Source organism: Christensenella tenuis (genome assembly GCF_014287795.1).
Classification (GTDB): Bacteria; Bacillota; Clostridia; order Christensenellales; family Christensenellaceae; genus Christensenella; species Christensenella tenuis.
The window spans coordinates 64,311-85,412 of record NZ_JACOON010000005.1; the positions used below are offsets into that span (position 1 = coordinate 64,311).

The 21,102-nt window shown below is 50.6% G+C and carries 15 protein-coding genes and 1 tRNA gene; 13 read left to right on the forward strand and 3 right to left on the reverse strand.

Annotated features, from left to right (window positions below; translation table 11 throughout):
* Positions 1 to 164 precede the first annotated feature (164 nt).
* Positions 165 to 241 (reverse strand) — tRNA-Val (locus H8S18_RS09895).
* Between the two features lie 133 nt (positions 242 to 374).
* On the opposite strand from H8S18_RS09895, the gene H8S18_RS09900 reads away from it, so the two are divergent.
* Together H8S18_RS09900 and H8S18_RS09905 are read left to right on the forward strand one after the other, a co-directional pair.
* Positions 375 to 1,403 (forward strand): aldose epimerase family protein, encoded by a 1,029-nt coding sequence (locus H8S18_RS09900; RefSeq protein WP_186858149.1) that lies wholly within the window; start codon positions 375 to 377, stop codon positions 1,401 to 1,403.
* A 143-nt stretch (positions 1,404 to 1,546) separates the two neighbouring features.
* Entirely contained in the window at positions 1,547 to 3,943 is a 2,397-nt protein-coding gene (locus H8S18_RS09905; protein WP_186858150.1) for a cation-translocating P-type ATPase, read from the forward strand.
* Positions 3,944 to 4,013: 70 nt separating this feature from the next.
* On the opposite strand, the gene H8S18_RS09910 is transcribed toward H8S18_RS09905, so the two are convergent.
* Positions 4,014 to 5,009 carry an aldo/keto reductase gene (locus tag H8S18_RS09910; RefSeq protein WP_186858151.1) on the reverse strand — a complete coding sequence of 332 codons (996 nt, stop codon included), beginning with the start codon at positions 5,007 to 5,009 and terminating at the stop codon, positions 4,014 to 4,016.
* Positions 5,010 to 5,230: 221 nt separating this feature from the next.
* Here H8S18_RS09910 and H8S18_RS09915 point away from each other — a divergent pair, with 221 nt between their 5' ends.
* The 5 genes from H8S18_RS09915 to H8S18_RS09935 all read left to right on the forward strand — a co-directional run bounded on the left by H8S18_RS09915 (position 5,231) and on the right by H8S18_RS09935 (position 12,099).
* Entirely contained in the window at positions 5,231 to 6,703 is a 1,473-nt protein-coding gene (locus tag H8S18_RS09915; protein ID WP_186858313.1) for a rhamnulokinase, read from the forward strand.
* Between the two features lie 450 nt (positions 6,704 to 7,153).
* Entirely contained in the window at positions 7,154 to 7,906 is a 753-nt protein-coding gene (locus H8S18_RS09920) for an ABC transporter ATP-binding protein (RefSeq protein WP_186858152.1), read from the forward strand.
* Positions 7,903 to 9,579 (forward strand): COG1361 S-layer family protein, encoded by a 1,677-nt coding sequence (locus tag H8S18_RS09925; RefSeq protein ID WP_186858153.1) that lies wholly within the window; start codon positions 7,903 to 7,905, stop codon positions 9,577 to 9,579. The genes H8S18_RS09920 and H8S18_RS09925 overlap by 4 nt, the downstream gene beginning before the upstream one ends.
* Positions 9,566 to 10,912, forward strand: a complete 1,347-nt coding sequence (locus H8S18_RS09930; protein ID WP_186858154.1) for an ABC transporter permease — start codon at positions 9,566 to 9,568, stop codon at positions 10,910 to 10,912. Before H8S18_RS09925 ends, H8S18_RS09930 begins: the two co-directional genes overlap by 14 nt.
* 146 nt (positions 10,913 to 11,058) lie before the next feature.
* On the forward strand, positions 11,059 to 12,099 hold the full coding sequence (locus H8S18_RS09935; protein WP_186858155.1) for an NAD(P)H-dependent amine dehydrogenase family protein: 1,041 nt from the start codon (positions 11,059 to 11,061) through the stop codon (positions 12,097 to 12,099).
* 423 nt (positions 12,100 to 12,522) lie between these two features.
* On the opposite strand, the gene H8S18_RS09940 is transcribed toward H8S18_RS09935, so the two are convergent.
* Positions 12,523 to 13,302 (reverse strand): DeoR/GlpR family DNA-binding transcription regulator, encoded by a 780-nt coding sequence (locus H8S18_RS09940; protein ID WP_186858156.1) that lies wholly within the window; start codon positions 13,300 to 13,302, stop codon positions 12,523 to 12,525.
* Positions 13,303 to 13,671: 369 nt separating this feature from the next.
* Between H8S18_RS09940 and H8S18_RS09945 the strand changes: the two genes are divergently transcribed.
* The 6 genes from H8S18_RS09945 to H8S18_RS09970 all read left to right on the forward strand — a co-directional run bounded on the left by H8S18_RS09945 (position 13,672) and on the right by H8S18_RS09970 (position 21,099).
* Positions 13,672 to 15,186, forward strand: coding sequence for a xylulokinase (locus tag H8S18_RS09945; protein WP_186858157.1), 1,515 nt, complete (start codon positions 13,672 to 13,674; stop codon positions 15,184 to 15,186).
* Positions 15,187 to 15,286: 100 nt separating this feature from the next.
* Positions 15,287 to 16,318: a sugar ABC transporter substrate-binding protein gene (locus tag H8S18_RS09950; RefSeq protein ID WP_186858158.1), complete on the forward strand. Its 1,032-nt coding sequence runs from the start codon at positions 15,287 to 15,289 to the stop codon at positions 16,316 to 16,318.
* Positions 16,319 to 16,382: 64 nt separating this feature from the next.
* Positions 16,383 to 17,870: a sugar ABC transporter ATP-binding protein gene (locus H8S18_RS09955; RefSeq protein WP_186858159.1), complete on the forward strand. Its 1,488-nt coding sequence runs from the start codon at positions 16,383 to 16,385 to the stop codon at positions 17,868 to 17,870.
* A gap of 21 nt (positions 17,871 to 17,891) precedes the next feature.
* A complete protein-coding gene (locus H8S18_RS09960; RefSeq protein ID WP_186858160.1) occupies positions 17,892 to 18,869 on the forward strand; it encodes an ABC transporter permease in 978 nt (325 codons plus the stop codon).
* A 33-nt stretch (positions 18,870 to 18,902) separates the two neighbouring features.
* Positions 18,903 to 20,060: a uroporphyrinogen decarboxylase family protein gene (locus H8S18_RS09965; protein ID WP_186858161.1), complete on the forward strand. Its 1,158-nt coding sequence runs from the start codon at positions 18,903 to 18,905 to the stop codon at positions 20,058 to 20,060.
* Entirely contained in the window at positions 20,044 to 21,099 is a 1,056-nt protein-coding gene (locus tag H8S18_RS09970; protein ID WP_243165122.1) for a 2-hydroxyacid dehydrogenase, read from the forward strand. The genes H8S18_RS09965 and H8S18_RS09970 overlap by 17 nt, the downstream gene beginning before the upstream one ends.
* The last annotated feature ends 3 nt before the right edge of the window (positions 21,100 to 21,102 follow it).

Here is a 21,102-nt window from a genome sequence, read left to right on the forward strand (position 1 = left end):
GCACAATTTAGTAAAAAGAGAAACCTATACAAAATATCCATTTAATTACTCATAAACTTACTCAAATTTCATATGCAAAAAGGACAGGCTCATCGCCTGTCCTTAAAACTGATTGTCATCCCGAACACCCCATCTAAAAAGAAAAGGTTCGGATATGACCGATTTGGTGGAGACAGCTGGGCTCGAACCAGCGACCCCCTACATGTGAAGCAGGTACTCTGACCAACTGAGCTATGCCTCCGCTGGTAACTATTATAGCACACCTCCTTCATATTGCAAAAGAAAATTTCATAAAAAATTGATGGATAACAGATAGGAAAAAATCTTCTTTTGATGTAGAATATTAATAGCAAATCAAAAGGGCGGTAAAAATCATGATTGAAACACAAAAAACAGGAACAAAAGACGGCAAGGATGTTTTTATTTATACATTTTCGAATGAAGCCGGCGGACGTATGAAGGTCACGAATTACGGCGGGACCATCATGTCTGTCGAAATGCCGGATGCCGATGGAAATATCGCGGATGTGGTGCTCGGTTTCGAAACACCGGAGGAATATTTCGGAGACCATCCGTTTTTCGGTGCAACGGTAGGCCGCTATGCCAACCGAATCGCAAACGGGCAGTTCACTGTGGGAGGGAAGGACTATGCCATTCCGTGCAATGAAAACGGCGTAAACCTGCTTCACGGCGGCGATCATAGCTTCAACCGCAAGGTGTGGGAAGGAGCGGCGGATGGCAATACGCTGACCCTCACTTATTATAGCCCGGATGGGGAAGACGGATTCCCGGGAGCGGTAAATGTGCGCATTGAAATGACCCTGACAGATGACAATACGGTGCGTCTCGAATATTTTGCGGAATCGGATGCGGATACCATATTGTCCCTTACGAACCATTCCTATTTTAATCTGCGCGGGGCAGGCGAAATTGGAGACCATGTGCTGACCATCGACGCCGGGGAATATACGCCGGTGAATGAAAACCTGATTCCGACCGGCGAAATTGCCGAAGTTGCAGATACGCCGCTTGATTTTACACACCCGCACCTGATTGGCGAGCGGATCGAGGATCCATTCCCGCAGATGAGGCTATGCGGAGGGTACGATCATAATTTTGTTTTATGGGGCGCGGGCTTCCGGCGCGCGGCACGGGTGGAAGACCCGCAGAGCGGCCGCATCATGGAGGTCTATACGGATAAACCGGGTATGCAGCTCTATACGGCAAATTTTGTGCCGGAGATGAAAGGCAAACATGGGGCGCAATATGGGCCGCGTACAGCCTATTGCTTTGAGACACAGCTATTTCCGGACAGTATGCATCACGACGAATTTCCATCCTGTATTTTACAGAAGGGAAAGACCTACCATGACGTAACGGAATACCGGTTCCTCACAAAATAATGGAATTCTTAAAACTTTTGAAACGGCGGATGAAGAAATCCGTCGTTTTTGTTAGGATTTTATAAATTTTAGCGGATAAGCATTGGAGCATAGGGTAAATATGATATAATAAAGTCATTATGTAAAGACGGGGAAGGAACGACATGGACGACGGGCAACAGCGCTATGATTCGGACTGCCGGACGGGGCTTACGGATGCACAGGTCAAAAGCCGCATCGACGAGGGGCTCACGAATGCATATAATACGAATACGACAAAATCATATAAGCAGATCTTCAAGGATAACCTTGTAACCTTTTTTAATATATTGAACATGGTGTTCACGGTTCTTATTGTGATGACGGGTTATATCAAGGAACTCGTCTTTTTACTGGTTGTCGTGGGGAACCTGGTCATTGGAATCGCACAGGAAATCGTAACCAAGAAAACGCTCGATAAACTCTCGGTCATTGTAGCGGCCAAGGTTACTGTGGTAAGAAACGGGGCAGAGAAGGAAATCGGGGTTTCGGATATTGTCCTTGACGACGTCATGCAGCTTAATCCGGGCAACCAGGTATGCGCGGACGGAGTGCTGCTTGAAGGAACGGTAGAAGTCAACGAATCCCTGATTACGGGTGAATCGGATGTTGTAGCAAAAGGCCCGGGCGACTTCCTTTATTCGGGCAGCTTTATCGTATCGGGAAATGCCTATGCGCGTGTGGAGCGCGTGGGTATCGAAAACTACGCCAACAAAATTTCCTATGATGCGAAGGTTTCCAAAAAACGTACGTCCGAACTGCGCAATTCACTGAACCGTATCCTGAAAATCATCAGTATCATTATCGTACCTGTGGGTGTCCTGCTATTCCTGAAACAGGGACTTGTGGTTGGGCTTCCCGTGCCGGATAATACGGTCAAAACGGTGGGCGCCCTCATCGGCATGATTCCGGAGGGGCTTATCCTGCTCACCAGTATTTCTCTCGCCACCAGTGCCGTAATTCTTGCCACAAAGCGGACGCTTGTGCAGGATCTCTATTGCATCGAGACGCTTGCGCGCGTGGATATCCTGTGCCTCGATAAGACGGGAACGATCACCGAAGGCAAGATGCATGTGGAGGAAGTGATTCCTGTGGACAGTACGAAAGATTTAGACAGGATTCTCTCCAACATGGCGGGCGCACTGCAGGACGACAACGCGACCTTCCATGCAGTAGTAGAGAAATTCGGCAAGAGTTATGACCATGAGGTGAAAACGATTGTGCCTTTTTCCTCGGCACGAAAATACAGCGGCGTAAGCTTTGAAGGACAAGGAACCTATTTTCTCGGGGCGTTCGAGTTTATCTTCCCCAATGGATATGAGGGCCTCGATGCGGAAAAATACGCAAAGAAGGGAAGCCGGGTGCTGGTGCTCGCGCACAGCGACGCCACCGACGTACTGGATAACAAGGTTCCCGGAGGGATGCGTCCAATCGCATTCCTGCTTATTTCCGACCGGATTCGGGCGGATGCAAAGAAAACGCTTGAATTTTTTGAAAATCAGCAGGTAGAGGTTAAAATCATATCCGGCGACAGCGCGGTTACGGCAAGTGCAATTGCAAAACGGGCGGGTGTGAAAAATTACGAGGCCGTGGACGCGACTATGCTGAAAACAAAAGAGGACATTGAAGCGGCGGCTGAAAAATATAATGTATTCGGCCGGGTAACACCTTCACAGAAAAAAGAACTGATCGCGGCCATGAAACGCAAGGGGCATACGGTCGCCATGGCGGGCGACGGCGTCAACGACGTACTGGCCTTAAAGGAATCCGATTGCAGCATCGCCATGGCATCAGGCAGCGATGCGGCGAAAAACATCGCCAATCTTGTCCTGCTCGATTCCAACTTTGCCACCATGCCTGATATCGTGAACGAGGGGCGCAAAGTCATCAACAACATCGAGCGTGTAGCTACCCTTTTTATCACCAAAACGGTATATGCGGTGCTTCTCGCTTTCGCAACGGTGATCCTGCTCGACAGCAGCTATCCGTTTACGCCCCTGCAAATGACGCTGATTAGCTTTGTGACCATTGGCTTCCCGGCGTTCTTCCTTGCCCTGGAACCAAATTTTGCGCCGATCAAGGAACATTTCCTGATTAATATCCTGAAAAAATCCCTGCCAGGGGGGCTTTCCGTGATTATCGGAATTCTTGCGGTCAATGTGCTTGCAGGCGTCTTCCAATATACCCCATCCGCGGTATCCACAATGTGCATGCTCATGGCGGTTGCCGTCGGCATGTGGGTGGTAGCCAAGGTCAGCATGCCGTTTACCACGGCGCGCAAAATTATCCTTGGGAGTGCTATTGGGCTGTTCTTCCTGTGCCTCATCTTCCTGCGCGGATTTTTCGATGTAGCGCCCATTAACCTGCCCCAGGCGGTTGTAGTGTGCGTATTCACGGCGGTTGCGCCGTTTATGATGCGGGGATTCGAACGCATTGTGGAGAAGCGGGCAGACAAATTCCTTTCGAAAAAGCTTGTGCGCAGGAGCCTGCATATTACAGACGACGAATTAAATGCTAAATAAACTACAGAGCATCCTTTGGGCGCAAATAAAAAATGCCGGCAGTCCGGCATTCTTTATTTCTTATTATTGTTTAATGCACCGCACGGGGTCCTTTGTATGGACGCGTAAAAGGCATGAAAAACGATTCTTCAAACGGACGGAAAGGCACCATCTGGTAAATCTCGTCAATACGCTTCAAAATATCTTCGGGGAGAGGTCCTTTATCATAGGAAGCAAGATTGCGTTCCACATTCCGTACCTTTCCCGCTCCCGTCACAACCGCATGAATATCCGGATTCGAGAATGCAAACCGCATTGCAAGATCCGCAACGTCCATCCCAAGATCGTCGCACAGTTCGTACAATTTTAAATATTGCTGCTGGCGGGGCTTTGAAAGCCATGCGGGTTTCGCCTTCACCTGCTCGTCATACCGTTTTGCAAGTGCGCCCTGTTGCAGTGCGGAACCAAGTAAAATGCCCATATTCTGCTTTTTTGCCGCGGGGATCACTTCAATGGCGGCTTCCTGCCACAGCAGGCTATAGTTGAATGCGGTGAGGATTACATCGAAAAAGCCGCTTTCAATGATTGGGACGATTTCATAAGCGGTCGTTCCCCCGATTCCGGTATATTTGATGACGCCCTGGCTCTTCAGGTCGGACAGCACATCCATGACCGGGCCGTAATATTCTTCAGGATGATTGAGGTCCTGAGGGCGTTTCCACCAGTCATATTGGTATGGACGGTCGGGTTCGTGCACCATCCAGATATCGATTTTGTCACGTTTCAACCGGTTTAAGCTGTTTTCTACGGCGCGCATCAGGCAGTCCCTGTCTTGGGGCAGGAACGGCTGCGGATCGTTGCTGAACTTCGTGGATACGAATAGTTCTCCTTTAATTTCAGGCAGGATTGTTCCAAGCACTGCCTCGCTGTTTCCGTAAGCGGGCGCAGTGTCAATGAGGTTGACTCCCCGATCTACCGCAAGCTGCAATGCGGCGGCGAATTCTTCCCGGGACGTGCGCACGTCCCCGCCCATCACCATACGGCTGACATTTAAATCAGTCCTGCCGAGCTTCACATATTCCATCATTCATCCTCCGTCCTTTTCTGTCAGGTCGTTTATGACCGCTTGATGATCATAATTTTATTATCTCACAAACGAAACGTCACATCAATCACAGGTGAAACAAAAAAATGTCAAAAGGAGCAAAAACATGTTGAAAAATTACAATAAAACCGTTTAATTCTTCATTGATTCCCGCTGTAATTTTCAGTATAGTTATACTAATAAATAAAAAATAGTAAAGGGGAATCACTATGAGTAAAATCTTAGCATTTGATTTCGGCGCCTCCAGCGGCCGCGCAATGATTGCACAATATGCCGGCGGAAAAATTACGATGGAAGAACTCCACCGTTTTACGAATGATCCCGTTTCAATCAACGGAACACTTTACTGGGACGCGCTGCGGCTGTTCTATAACATCAAACAGGGAATTACCAAAGCAGTGAACGCGGGCGGCTTCGATATGATCGGCATCGATACATGGGGCGTTGATTTCGGGCTGATCGGCGAAGACGGGCAGCTTGTGCAGAACCCTGTGCATTACCGCGACGAACGTTCAGAGAAACCTTTCGAAGAATTTATGAAGCGGATTGATCCGGATGAGCTGTACCAAACGGTAGGGCTGCAGCATCTCGCCATCAATACGCTGTACCAGCTGCTTTACCTGAAAGAACAAAAACCGGAACTCCTTGCGGCGACGAAAAAGGTATTGTTTACGCCCGACCTGTATAATTATTTCCTGACGGGTGAAATGCGTACGGAATATACGATTGCCTCCACATCCGAAATGCTGGATGCCAAAAAACGCGACTGGAGCGGTGAAGTCCTGGAACTTGCAGGGATTCCGCGGGAAAAACTCTGCGATATCACACCTCCGGGGTCGGAGTGCGGGCTGCTGCGCGACGATATCTGCGAGGAACTCGGCGCGCCCAAGGCAAAGGTTATGTGCACAGCTTCCCACGACACGGCGGCGGCGGTTGCCGCAACCCCGACGCAGGAAAATGATTTTATATTCATTAGCTGCGGTACATGGAGCCTGCTCGGTACAGAGCTGCACGAACCATGCATCAATGAAAAGGGCGCGGAATATAATTTCGCCAATGAAGGCGGGGTGGAAGGCACTTATCGCTTCCTGAAGAACATCATGGGCACATGGCCGATTCAGGAATCCCGCCGCCAATGGATCCGTGAGGGCAAGGAATATGGATTTGGGGAACTTGAACAGATGGCGAAAGAATGCACTCCCTTCCGCAGCCTGATTGACGTTGACAGCCCCGAATTTGGCAAGCCGGGCAACCTGCCCCGCCGTATCCGTGCCTACTGTGAAAAGACGGGGCAACCCGTACCGCAGACGGAGGGCGAGATTATCCGCTGTATCGACGAAAGCCTGGCCATGAAATTCCGTTACAGCATCGAGCGCCTTGCGGAATGCACGGGCAAAGAATATAATACGGTACATATCCTCGGCGGCGGCACCAAGAGCGCCCTCCTGTGCCAGATGACTGCCGACGCAACCGGCATGAACGTGATCGCGGGACCGGATGAAGCCACTGTGCTCGGAAATATTGTGGTTCAGTTGATTGCGGCAGGTGAAATCAAAGACATCAAAGAAGCGCGCCGCGTAGTCGCCGCTTCCTGCGAGCCCAAGACCTATACGCCCCAAAATACGGCGGAATGGGATAAACAGTATGCGCCTTTTGTCAAGATCATAGAAGGCTGACGCAAATACGGCGAAGGGAACGCGCGATGCGTTCCCTTTTTATATCGCGCGGGAAAGAACGCACGGACGGAAATAAAACAGGTTCCCTGAATATTGAGCTTGCGTGAAAAGCGTCACTGCTGCGCGGCTGAACGCTTTTTCGAGTATGCGGCGCTTTTACTGCGCACAGGCCGCGGACGTGAAACCGCCATATTCGCGGGCAAGGGCGTACATATTACCCTCACCTACAAATAACAGCTTATAAAAAGCCGGTCGGCTGCCCGCGGTAAAAGGGTATCAACAGTCCGGAATATTATATTATTTGTAAGAATTTGTTCATAAAGTACCGCCCACCCAAAAGATGCTTTATGTTATAATGAAAGACGTAGGTCAAGGGTGGAATTTTTTGTTTCCCCTTCACTTCGTGCAGGGCTTTTTTATGCCCGGAAGACGCCATTTTGGAGGCAGCCTTTGGAACCGATCATCGCAGCAAGGAACCTGAAAAAGATATACCGTATGGGAAGTGCCAAAATCCATGCGCTCGACGGCGTGGATCTTGATGTTAAGCCCGGACAGATTTGTGCCATTCTCGGCACGTCAGGCAGCGGAAAATCGACGCTGCTCTCCCTTCTTGCGGGGTTGGAACATCCGACTTCGGGAAGGATTTTTATCAAGAAAAAACCAACCTATAAAATGAATGAAAGCGAGCTTGTGGATTTTCGATTGAAACATATCGGCTTTGTTTTTCAGTCGTTTAACCTGATGCCGACCATGACGGCGGTGGAAAACGTGGCGCTGCCCTTAATGTTCCGGGGCGTGCCGCGCGCTGCGCGCATGAAAGCGGCAAAAAAACTGCTTGTGGAAATGGGGCTTGGGCAGCAGCTTAAAAATCTTCCGAACCAGCTTTCAGGCGGCCAGCAGCAACGCGTATCGATCGCGCGCGCCATCATTGCCAAACCGGAAATCATCTTTGCGGACGAACCGACAGGAAACCTTGATTCCGTGACCGCAGAGCAAATTATGGATATTATGTGCGGGCAGGCGAAGAAACGCGGAGCGACGCTTTTGTTTGTAACGCATGACCCAACCAAAGCGGAATATGCCGATCAAGTCATCCATATCATAGACGGAAAAGTGGCAAAGCGCGAATTGCGCGAATCTGCTGAAATAAGTGCTGGAGACATCATACAGGCGGAATTAGGAATACAGGGAGAGGAAAAATGAAGAAACGGATCACACTCATCGCACTCATCGTCATACTCGCATTTTCGTTCGCGCTGCCCACCGCGCTTGCCGCGGATATGCGCGGAACGGCGCTCCGAATTGACAGCAAAAGCCAATACGAGGGAATGAACGCCACCTACCAAAATGGTTACAGCCCCGCTGTATCCGGAGGGGCGGCGCACATCATCCTTCCGCTGGTTCCCGGCCCGGGAACGGAACAGGTGAAAGACAAGGAGCAAGTCAATATTTCAGTTAATCTTGGCGATCCCTCTACGGCTCCATTCGTATTTAATAATTACGATACGGCGGTATCCTTCGAAGATCATAAATTAGCGGATGGAAAGACCAAACAATCCTATCTTGTGAACCTTAACCTGCCGCTTGCAGAAAACCGGGTGAACGGGAACTACCCGGTTGTCATTACGGCGAAATATCCGCTCGTGGACGGCACCATTAAAACGCAGGAGTTCACGGTGTTCGTCAAGGTGACAGACGGAAAGGATCCATCGGAACCGGCACCCGAACCAAGCGGGGAGCCTTCCGGGCAGCCGACGGAGGAACCAGGGACGGATCCGGGAACAGACCCGGGGATCGATCCCGGCACGGGCGGCGGTGACGGAGGAAGCGGGGTGAGCTCCCAGCCCAAGGTCATTATCAGCAATTATGAAATCAGTCCCGACCCGGTGAACGCGGGTGAAAAGTTTGCCGTAAAGGTGACGCTTACCAATACGAGTAAAAAGACGAGCGTAAAAAATATCACGGTCACGTTCAAAAGCCAGACGACAGACCTGATGCCCGGCGATAATACCAATACGGCATACATTGAAAAAATTGGACCGAAGAAAACGGCGGATTTCAGTTTCACGATGGAAGCGCGCGCCGATGCCAAAGCGGGGCCGCAGAAGATCGATATCGCCATTGCCTACGAAGACAGCCAGGCGGCGCAGCTTACGGCGGCAGATGAAATCAGCGTAGAGGTACACCAGAAAATCCGCCTTGAATACGATCCGCCGAAATTCCCATCGGAAGTTTACATGGGCGATACCACCTCCGCGAGCCTCAACCTATACAACAAGGGCAAAAATACCCTTTATAATGTGACGGTCGTGCTTGACGTCCCCGGCCTTACGCCGGAATCGAGCGCTTTTCTTGGAAACATGGAATCCGGCACGGCGAAGACAGCGGACATCTATGCGTCCGTTGCCCAGGATCTGAATGCAGGAATGGATGGCATGGATGGCGCGGGAGCCGGAAATGCTGAAGCAGCTCCTGCAGCGGATGCCGCGGTGATTGGCGGCGCGGATGAACCAACCTCGATCGTCGTATCCGGGGAAAGCGCCCCTGTGCAGGAGACAGGCGGTATAGACGCGGCAGATTCCGTGCAGCCCGGCCCGGTGGAAGGAAATTTCGTCGTCACTTATGAGGATGAATACGGCGAAGAATACGAGATGAAGGTGCCGGTGGAAACGATTCTCACGCCCATGCCGGATTACGGCGGCATGGACCCCGGTGAAGAGCTTCCGCCAGAGGAGCCAGCCGGTTTTCCGTGGTGGGGCTGGGTGCTCATTGCGGGCGCGGCTGCTGCCGTGGTCATTACGGTCGTGGTAAAAAAGAAAAAGAAGAAACGTGCGCAGGAACTTTCGGAGGACCTCGAAGACGATGACATTTATTGATATTGTCCTCCTTGCGGCGTCTAACCTTTGGCGGCGCAAGATGCGGACCATACTGACTGTCCTTGGCGTGATTATCGGTACGGCGTGCATCGTCATCATGGTGGCGCTTGGCCTTGGAAACCTCGAACAGTTCAACCAGAGCATTATGCAGAGCACAGACCTTACACGAATCGAGATCTCGCCTATGGGCTCGGGGGAAAACGCCAAGCTTACGGATGCCAAACTGAACCAGATCCGGGCCATCCCAGGAGTGAAAAACGCAACCGGCCTGATGAGTATTCCTTCGTATATTGTGATGGGGAAATATAAAGCGGACACCTATCTTTATGCGGTTGACCCGCAAACGATGGATTTTAAATTCATGGAGGGTAACGTTTTCTCAGACAGCCCCAATGTGGAGCTTGTCGTTGGCGCGAACGCCCGCCAGTATTTCCAGGACCCGAATGCTTCCGGCGGCATGATGGGCGGCGTAATGATGTCCGGAGGCTACGCGGTTGCCGCAGCGGACGGCGAATACCAGGAGCCGACCGGGCCGGACGTAGACTGGGTGGGTATGAACGTGAAATATTACCCGGGCAGCGGATACCTGATCGAAAACCCGGATCCTTCCACTCCCGACCAGCCGACACCCAAGGAATACCGTGGAAAGATAACGGGCATTCTTAAGCAGTCGGACAGCCAGGAAAGCTATAATATCTATATGAGCATTCCCGCCGCCAATATGCTAATCCGCGAAAACCGCAAGCTGATGGACCAGGCCGGGATCAAAGAAGGGCAGTATTCTCAGGGTTACGTGAACGCGGTGGATGTGGATGCAGTGGAAGACGTCCTCAAGGCGGTCAAGGAAATGGGCTTCCAAGCCTATAGCCCTACCGAATGGATCACTCAGATGCAGGAAGAGCAAGCGCGCCAGCAGTCCCAGCTCATCGCGATCGGCCTTATCTCCCTACTGGTATCCGCGATCGGCATCGCCAATACCATGCTCGCGAGTATCCTCGAACGGGCACGGGAGATCGGCGTGATGAAGGTCATCGGCCTTTCCATCCGCAGGATCAACCTGATGTTCCTCGTGGAGGCGGCAATGATCGGCCTCATTGGAGGGCTGATCGGCCTTGGAGTCAGCTATATCTTTGGTGCGATTGCAAACTTCGGCGGCGGTGAGATTAGCTTCCTCGGGATGTATTTCCAGAACGGGGTACAGCTTTCCATTCCATGGTGGCTCAGCCTCGGCGCGATTGCAATCGCCGTAGGCGTGGGCATTGTGTCTGGCATCTATCCCGCTTGGAAGGCGACGAAGATGAGTCCGCTTGAAGCGATCCGCAGTTCCAATTAAAGCAAGAAACGCCCGGCAGGTTTTGCCGGGCGCTTTTGATTAAAAAACGGTTTGAACGGGCCTTTGGGTGGTATATTGATAGTATCCGGTGAGAAAACAGTATCAGCGGGCATCAATGGAAATTTTTTGAAAAGAGGGAGAAAAATATGTATCATCAGAAAATTCGCGCCGTACAATATGGCTGCGGGAAGATGGCAAAGTACACGGTCCGGTATTTGTATGAAAAAGGTGCGGATATCGTGGGAGCAATCGATGTGAACCCGGACATCGTAGGAATGGATGTGGGGGAATGGGCAGGCCTTGGCGTGCGTCTCGGCGTCCCGATCCGAAGCGATGCGGACGCGGTTTTGGATGAATGCGACGCGGATATTGCAGTCCTCACCCTGTTCAGCTTCATGGACGACATGTATCCCCATATCGAAAAATGCGCCGAGCGGGGCGTCAATGTAGTAACCACGTGCGAAGAAGCAATTTATCCGTGGACCACCTCGCCCGCCCTGACGAATAAATTGGACGTCCTTGCCAAGGAAACGGGCTGCACCATCGTAGGGACGGGTATGCAGGATATCTATTGGATAAATATGATCGCGTGCGTTGCGGGCGGCGTCCATACCATAGACCGCATTGAAGGCGCGGTCAGCTATAATGTGGAGGATTACGGCCTTGCGCTCGCGCAGGCGCACGGCGTAGGACTTACGCCGGAAGAATTCGAAAAGCAACTGGCCCACCCGGAGGTTTTGGAACCGAGCTACGTGTGGAATTCCAACGAGGCGCTGTGCGCAAAAATGGGCTGGACGATCAAATCCCAGACGCAAAAAAGCGTGCCGTATTTTTATGACAAAGACCTGTATTCCGAAACCATCGGGGAGACGATCCCGAAAGGAAACTGCATTGGCATGAGCGCGGTTGTTACGACGCAGACGCATCAGGGGCCGGTCATTGAAACACAGTGCATTGGCAAGGTATACGGGCCGGATGACGGCGACATGTGCGATTGGAAGATTCTTGGCGAACCCAATACGGAGTTCCACGTCATGAAACCCGCAACGGTGGAGCACACCTGCGCGACAGTCGTGAACCGTATCCCGACGATTCTGGATGCACCGGCAGGCTATGTGACGGTCGACCAGCTTGATCCGCTGGAATACCTTTCCTACCCAATTCATATGTATACGGAAGAATGGTAAAATATGGACAAAAACGCCCGTGGGGATTCCCTGCGGGCGTTTTTTGCCGTTTACAGATTTTTCATCCTTTCGCCACACAGCCTTCACGTTGCGCTTGCATAATAGGACCAGATCAAGAAAGGAGCAACAACAGGTATGAAAAAAATATTAACGGTCCTGTTGTGCGCGATCCTCTTCCCCCTGCGATAGGCCGAACGAGGCCTTTGCTTGTGCACATTCCTGTTCATATGTTCATATAATTTTTTCAACTTTCGGCTCAAATAAAGCAGCAGACGCAGATAACGTTCCCTGTGCGGCATATACGCCAACTTCCTGTCTTCCAAAATAGTTCAATAATAAACTATTTTGGCGAGCCGGAAAGGCGCTGTCAAGGAAAAACAAAAAAGTGGCATCCTGCCGGAAAGAAACGCTATGAACGAAAGCTTACGGTTTTCCCGGTTTATTTTCCGGGCACAGGAGATGAACATGATGCTCCTTTAAAAGAGACTCCCAAGCCGCTCCGGGATAGCGGTCGGTGACGAGCACATCAATATCATCTAAACTGCAAACGATACTGAAAGCAACCTTGTCCAGCTTGGAAGAGTCATGAAGCGCTACAATTTTTTTAGAATGTTGGATCATAACTTTTTTTAACCGTGTTTCCTCCTCGTTGGTATCCGTGATCTGGTTATCTGAGGAGATCCCTCCGCTGGAGAAAAACATAATATCGCAGTTGCAGTTGTGCATCATGCTTTCCGCGGCACTTCCAACATAGGAGACAGCATTTTCCAGAACATAGCCGCCGGTCGAATAGACTTTGAGCTTTGGGTAGTTGGAAAGGGCAAGCGCTACCCTTGGGCTGTTGGTGATCACCGTATTGGATTTATGTTCCAAATAGGGGATCATATTAAAACAAGTGGAAGAGGAATCGATGATGATAACGTCGTCATCCCTGATTAAAGATGCCGCAAGGGCGGCGATGATCTTTTTTTCACGAGAATATTTTTCATTTCGTACGACAAGAGGGACATCCGAATGCATACCCTCCACAAGAGTGGCTCCGCCGAACGTACGGCGGATCTGCCCGATTTCAGACAGATGCTTCAAGTCGCGCCGTATTGTCGCTTCGCTGGCATACAATTCTTTCGAGAGCTTTCGTACGCTTATGCATTGGTCTTTTTTCAGTAATTCTATGATCCGGTTATACCGTTCCTGAATCAGCATGGGGATCTCCTTTCGCAGGAAGAAATCTGATTGAAATGTAGCATAGATTGAACGTGTTTTCAATACAATGATTAAAAAATGTATCGGCGTACGACTGGTTTGGACTGGCTGGCAAACAGAAACGCAATTCCGAAACAGTCAGGCAATATTTGGGAAAGATGCGCAGTGCGCGGAGGATGAGAGATTTGAAAACAATAAAATATGATTGAATTTGATCGAATATTAAAAAATATGTGAATGTTTATCAATATATTGCGGCGATATAGTCAAAAATAATCACGCGTGATAATATACTATTAAACAAATGTGAATCAGTCTTTTATAACATCAAATACCTATAAATAAAAAAGTATCGAGGATAAAACGGCCATGGGGAAGGAATTGTTTATTGGCGCGGATATAGGGACGTCGAACGTGAAAGCGGTCATTTTCGACGAAACCGCAAATCAGCTGGGGGAAAGCACAAGGGCATATCCTACGTTTTTTCCGAAACAGAACTGTGCGGAACAGGATCCGCAGGACTGGTGGCGGAACTTCACAGCGGCGGTAAAAGATCTGAAAAGCATCTGTTCCGGACGGCATGTTGCGGCGGTAAGCATCAGTTCGCATGTTCCTTCGCTTACGCCGGTCGACAGAAACGGAAACGCATTTATGCGATCTTTGATTTGGATGGATAACCGTTCGCTCCCGCAGTGCAGTAGGCTGGAAAAACATTTTAAAAAGCTCCTACAGGAGAATACGCCCGCCGAACTGCTGCCGTACCATTTTTTACCAAAACTGCTTTGGTTCCGGGAAAATTGTCCGGAAGCATACGGGCGGACATGGAAATTTTTGCAGCCGAAAGATTACGTTAATTATAAATTGACAGGGCGCGGCATGACGGACGTTTCCTGTGCGGGCCTGAACCATCTTTTCCATGTTTATGACAGGAAATATTCCAAAGAAGCGGCAAAGGAACTGAAGATCGATCTGGAGAAAATGCCGGAGGTGTGCCGGAGTGCAGATATTATCGGAACGGTTCTTCCGGAACCTGCGCGGGAATTGGGGCTTTCCGAAGATACAGCGGTACTCTGCGGAGGAGTGGATACCGCCATGGCAGCGCTAGGATCCGGAATACTAAAAAAAGGGGACATCATCATTTCGGCGGGGACGGGAGGAAATATTGTATTTTGTACGGATAAACTCGCGGAAAACCCGCATTTGGCAGTGCTTCCCTATGTAGTCGACGGACTGTACCTGCAAACCGCCGTGCAAGTGAATATCGGCGGTGTACTGAAATGGTTCGAAAATTGCTTTGGGGAAGAGTATGCTGGAATTGCGAAACGGAAACAGAGGGATCCCTACGACGTCATTACGCAGTGTGCCGCCACAAGGCCAGCGGGAGCGGGCGGGCTGATGATGCTTCCTTTTTTAAACGGGGAACTGGCGCCAGTATACGATCCCCATACGAAGGGTGTGTTTTGGGGAATATCGCCCAATACGCAAAGGGATGATTTTGCCCGCGCCGTTCTGGAAGGCGTGTGTCTTTCTATCCGGCAAAGCATGGATATGGTAGAGGAAGGACGAAGTACGGCGGACTGCATTATGGTCGCAGGGGGGATCGCCCAAAGCGCCAAATGGATGCAGATCATGGCGGACGTATTGCAAAAACCGGTCGTAACAGGGCCGGGGACCGCAGAGGCGCCGGTGGGAAACGCGCTTTTAGGGATTCGGAAATTCGGATTTTGCCAGGAGTATTTGGATGTGCTGCCCAATTTGTCGGCGGAATATATTCCAGATCCGCGCAACCGCAGTATCTACGAAAAACTCAGCGAACGTTTCCGAAAGCTTTATTCCATGTCAAAAGAATTGTTCCGGGAATCCTTTCGGGACGGGAGAGCCTGAAGGAGGGCCGGACGGAAGCGGGGGATCCGCCCACATCGTATGACCTTTGTTTTTCCTAACCGGAAAAACAAATATTGATAATACCAGGAGGAGAAAAGGAATGAAAAAAAGGGGAATGATCTTGGCTTTGGTTCTTACTGTGGTTTTTGCATGTGCAGCGTGCACAACTACGCCGCCTGTGGCGAGCGGGCCTGTGGAAGCGGGATCGGAAACATCTGCAGAAATGTCGGCGGGCAGCGAAGGGGGAATGAAGATCGGTATGTCGCTGGCGGATTATTCCAACCCAGTCTGGGCAGATGTGTCGAAGGCTGCGGAAGAACTTTGCAAAGCAAACGGGGCGGAATATACGGCAGTCCAGTTTGACAATGACCCGCAAAAGCAGGTTTCGCAGATAGAAAATTTCGTATCGAGCGGCTATTCCGGCATTATCCTGAGCCCTACGGATCCGGGATCGATTGAAGATGCCTGCAAGGCTGCGATGGAAAAAGGAGTCGCGGTTGTCGTATATGGAGCGGAACTCGAAAATATGACCTGCAATTACAATGTCCCGGAATATGAAGCGGGATATGCGGCGGGCCAACTGGCGGCAGACTGGGTTGAAACGCGCGAAGCGCTGATGGCAAAGGACAAAATTGAGATCGGGATACTGAACTACCGGCAGACGCCGCAGACGATCGGGCGGGAGGACGGATTTGAGGCTGCGATGAAAGAGCGGGTTCCCTCCGCAGAGATCGTGATCCGCACGGAAGCGCTGACAGCGGAAGAAGGGATGAAAGCAACGGAGACCTTCTTCCAGGCCCATCCGAACCTCGACATTATTTATTCGATCGGCGGTGGAGGCGGAATGGGTGCGAACGAAGCGGTGAAAGCAATGAATAAGGACGCTGCGGATTTTGGTATCTTCTGCGTGGATTCGACCCAGGAGATCTGTCAGGCAATTAAAAATGGAGAAGGCCTGAAGGGAATCATCAGCCTTGGCTCCGGACGCGAACACGGCGAAGCCATGGTAAACCTGGCTATGGAAGCGGCAGCGGGAGAAAAAGTGGAATTTAACAACTTCATGCCGATCATTCCGGTGAACAGTGAAAATGTAGAAGAATTTGCAGAGGAAAACGGATATACGCTTACCTGAAGACAGGGACAGGGCTCCGGGCCCGGCGTTTTCCGGGCCCGGGGACACTATGAGGAGAAGGTCAATGTCAAATCGAGCCATAATCCAACTGAGTCATATAACAAAGCAATATCCGGGCGTCGTTGCATTGGACGACATCAGCCTGGAAATACGGGAAGGCGAGATCCTTGCGCTTGCGGGAGAAAACGGCGCAGGGAAATCTACGCTGATCAAAACGATTGCAGGGGCGATTACGCCGAGCAGCGGGACGATTGGGATCAACAACCGGGAGTACGGCTCCCTTTCCCCGGCACAGGCGCGTGAAGCGGGAGTCAGCGTAATCTACCAGGAGTTCAACCTGGTAAACGAACTGAGCGTAACGGACAATATTTTTTTAGGAGAATATAAGATGAAGGGGCTGGTTCTGGATAAAAAGGCAATGCGCCGGAAGACCGAGGAAGTTTTCCGGCAGCTCGATATCCATATTTCCCCGGACACGCTTGTAAAGGATCTGTCGGTTGCATACCAGCAGATGGTAGAGATTGCGAAGGCGATCGCAAAGAATGCGAAGATACTGATCATGGACGAACCCTCGGCCCCGCTTACGGGGCAGGAAGTGGAAAATATGTTCCGCGTCGTCAGCACCTTAAAGAAAGCGGGCGTTACGTTTATCTATATTACGCACCGTCTGGAAGAAATTTTCAGGATATCGGATCGGATCGCAGTCATGCGGGACGGAAAGTTGATTACGGTACGAAATACAAAGGACATAAACGAAGACGAACTCGTAAGACTGATGATCGGTCGGGAATTAACGGGAACTTATCCGAAGCACGAAATGAAAGAAACAGATGACATCGTGCTGAAGATCGACGGGCTTACGGGGAACGGCTTAAAAGACATTTCACTGGAGGTTCGGAAAGGGGAGATTCTGGGGATCGGGGGACTGGTGGGTGCCGGACGGACGGAACTGGCAGAGATGCTGTTTGGGATCGTTCATCCGGAGCGGGGAAGCATTGCGGTCAACGGAAAACCGGTTTCCATCCAAAAACCGCTCGATGCGATCCGCAGCGGAATCGCGCTTGTGCCAGAAGACAGAAAACGGCATGGAGCGCTGCTGCACCTGTCCATCCAGCAGAATATTTCGATTCCCAGCCTGCCCGGGCTATCTAAAATGACGTTCATCCATTCGGGACGGGAACAGAAGCTGGTGGATCAATATATGAAAGCGCTCAGGATCAAAGCGCCGGATTCCCGGCAACTGGTGAAAAACCTGTCGGGCGGAAACCAGCAAAAGGTCGTTTTGGCCAAATGGCTTGCGATGGAACCGGATTTGATCCTGTTTGACGAACCGACGCGGGGAATTGATATTGGCGCGAAATTTGAAATCTACCAGATCATGACGGAGCTTGTGAAAAAAGGAAAAGCAATCATTATGATCTCTTCGGAAATGCCGGAACTGATCGGTATGTCAGACCGGATCGTGATCCTGCGGAACGGGCGGCTCACCGGATACCTGAAAAAAGGGGAATTCGACCAGGAGCAGATCATGCGGTACGCGTCTTTATCATAAGGAAAGAAGGGGAATACAGCAATGGCCTTAAAAGTAAACGTTGGAGAAAAAATTAAGAAATATATTATTGTGATCGTACTGTTTGCGCTGGTTGCCTTTTTCAGTATCTTAACGCCAAGCTTTTTGACGGTGGATAACCTGCTGACGATTGCGCGCCAGGTATCCATGACGGGAATAGCGGCGGTTGGGATGATGTTTGTGCTCCTGATCGGGGGGATCGACCTTTCGATCGGGTCGCAGGTGGCCTTTGTTAACATCCTGTGCGCTTTCCTGATCATCAATGCGGGCGTACCCGTCGTTCCGGCGATTCTGATTTGCCTTGCAGTATCTACGGCGACAGGCCTTTTGATGGGAACAATGGTGGCGGTCATCCGGATACCGGCGTTCATCGCGACGCTATCTTTTATGAATATTTTAAAGGGAGCGGCGCTGTCTATCAGTTCGGGACTGCCGATCTATGGATTCCCGGAAGGTTTTAATATGGTCGGGCAGGGCTATATTGGGATCGTTCCGATCCCGGTGATCATTATGGTCGTTGTATTTATTGCTGGAGCATTTATCCTGAACAAATCTTATTTAGGACGGTATTTTTATGCAGTAGGCGGAAACGAGGAAGCGGCAAGGTTGTCTGGAATCAACGTAAGGATGGTGATCCAGCTGGTATTTTCCCTCAGTGCTTTTTTTGCAGCTGTATCCGGCCTCGTTACGTTGTCCAGATTGAATTCAGGATCACCGCAGACGGGCGACGGCTTTGAATTCGATGTCATCACAGCCGTTGTTTTGGGGGGTGTGAGCATATCGGGCGGCTCGGGAACGATGCTTGGGACGGTCGTCGGCGTACTGATTATGGGTGTGTTGAGCAACGGCCTTATTATGCTCAATACAAGTGAGTATATGCAGCTGATCATCAAAGGCATTGTGCTTGCATTAGCCGTAGGAATCGATTGTGTCCAGAGAAACCGAGTCAAAGTGAAACCGTCGGCAAAAGAAGCGGAATAATAGAAACCACAGCATGGTAAGGAGAAGAAAAAATTGAAAACACTATCATCACGAGAACGGGTAAAAATCGCGCTGGATCACAAAGAACCGGATCGGGTGCCGTGCGATATTACGATTGCACCGGATGCTTATATGGAATTGTGCAAATATACCGGTATCCCCTATGAACCCTTTTGGTGGGACGATGGGAACCACGCATACCCGTCGCCGGAAATGCTGGAATTGCTGCATGTAGACGTGATGCACGTCCCGATCAATTTTACTCCGCCGGGATTCACGATCAAAGATAATACGGTGGTAGACCCGTTCGGGATCACGAAAAAAAAGATCGTTTCCAACGATGGATGGTTTTCCTATGTGATGGTTACAAATCCGCTGAAGGATGCGGAAAGCGTGGAAGATATATTAAATTATAAATGGCCAACGCCGGAGGATCTTCTGGATTTTACGGGCGTAAAAGACCTTGTGAAAAGTTATTATGAAAATACGGAATACGCGCTTACGACATACGTCGGCGGGCATATTTTCGAAGGGGCGCATTTTTTGCGCGGAATGCAGGAATTCATGATGGATTTTTATGACCATCCGGATATTGTATGCGCCCTGATGGATAAGATTTTGGAGGTAAACCTTGGCTTTGACGCCCTGTTCTTAAAAGAAGCCGGGCAATATATGTCCTATATACGCCTGAACGGGGAAGACATGGGGACGCAGAACGGGCCGATGATCTCACTGGAAATTTTTGACGAGTTCATCAGACCGCGCCTCGAGCGGGAGTGGAGGGCGTTCAAGGACGAATATACCAAAGTAAATGCGGAAGGAAAACTGGCGATCCATACGTGCGGGGGGATCTATCCGTTCATATCGAGTTATATCGATATGGGTGCCGATATCCTGAACCCGGTCCAGCCGAATGCAAAGGGAATGGATACCAAACAAATCAAAATGGAATTTGGGAAAAAACTGAGCTTCCACGGAGGAATAGAAACGCAGGAGACCCTGACGGAAGGCGACCGCGGTAAGATCCGGGAGGAGGTAAAACGCAGGATCCGGGACTTAGGCCCGGGCGGGGGCTATATATGTGCCCCTTCGCACAACATCCAGTTCGGGATGAAACCGGAGGCGATCCTAGCCCTATACGAAGCGATTCACGAATTTGGAAAATATCCGATCATTGAAAGAAAGGACTGAAAACGAGATGAACTGCCTAGCGATCGGCGACCTGAAGGTGACGAGCGAAATTTTTGATAAAATATTGGAAGGATGCAGCCTTTTCGACAGGTATGAATCTATCGAGTGGCATGCGGAAAAAGACGGTGTGGACTGGAGGAACGTAGTACGCAGGGTGGAAACGATGGGATACCGCTCCTACGACCCACCGGATGGCCTTGCGGAACGCATGAAGAACGTGGAGATACTGTTTGTGCACCTGTGCCCTGTTTCGGAAAAAGTGATGGATGCCGCTCCAAAACTGAAATATATTATGACGGTTCGCGGGGGTGTAGAGAATATCGACGTTCAGGCGGCCCGGAAAAGAGGAATCAGCATCATCAACTGCCCGGCGCATAATGCCGTCGCGGTTGCGGAATATACGATCGGCCTCATTATCAGTGAAATGCGGAATATCACGCGGGCCGACAGGGCGCTCAGAGACGGGATGTGGCGGGAGCAATACCCAAATTCGCAAAAAATAAGGGAACTCAGCGATGCATGCGTCGGCCTGGCGGGCCTTGGGACGATAGGCCTTCTTGTCGCAAAGTACCTGAAAGCATTTGGAACGAAAGTGCTTGCTTATGACCCCTGCCTTGACGCCGGAACCGCCAGGGAAAACGGGATCATCCCCGTAACCATGCAGGAACTGCTCGAACGGGCGGACATCGTATCGTTGCATGCAAGAATTCCAGCGGGATCACCGCCTATTATCGGGGAAGAAGAACTTAGGAAAATGAAACCAACGGCTTATCTGATCAATACGGCAAGGGCGGCCCTTGTGGATATGGAAGCACTGGAAAACGCGCTGAAAACCGGGGAGATCATGGGCGCGGCAATCGACGTTTTTCCGCAAGAACCTGTCGACAAAGAGGAACCGCTGCTCAAAATCGATTCCGTAACGGTGACCAACCACCGCGGAGGAGATACCTATAACAGTTATGCGATGGCCCCAGCCCTTCTGGTGAAACAGCTCAGGGAATATCTGGAGACTGGAAAGGGAAAGTGCATCATCCATTAAAAG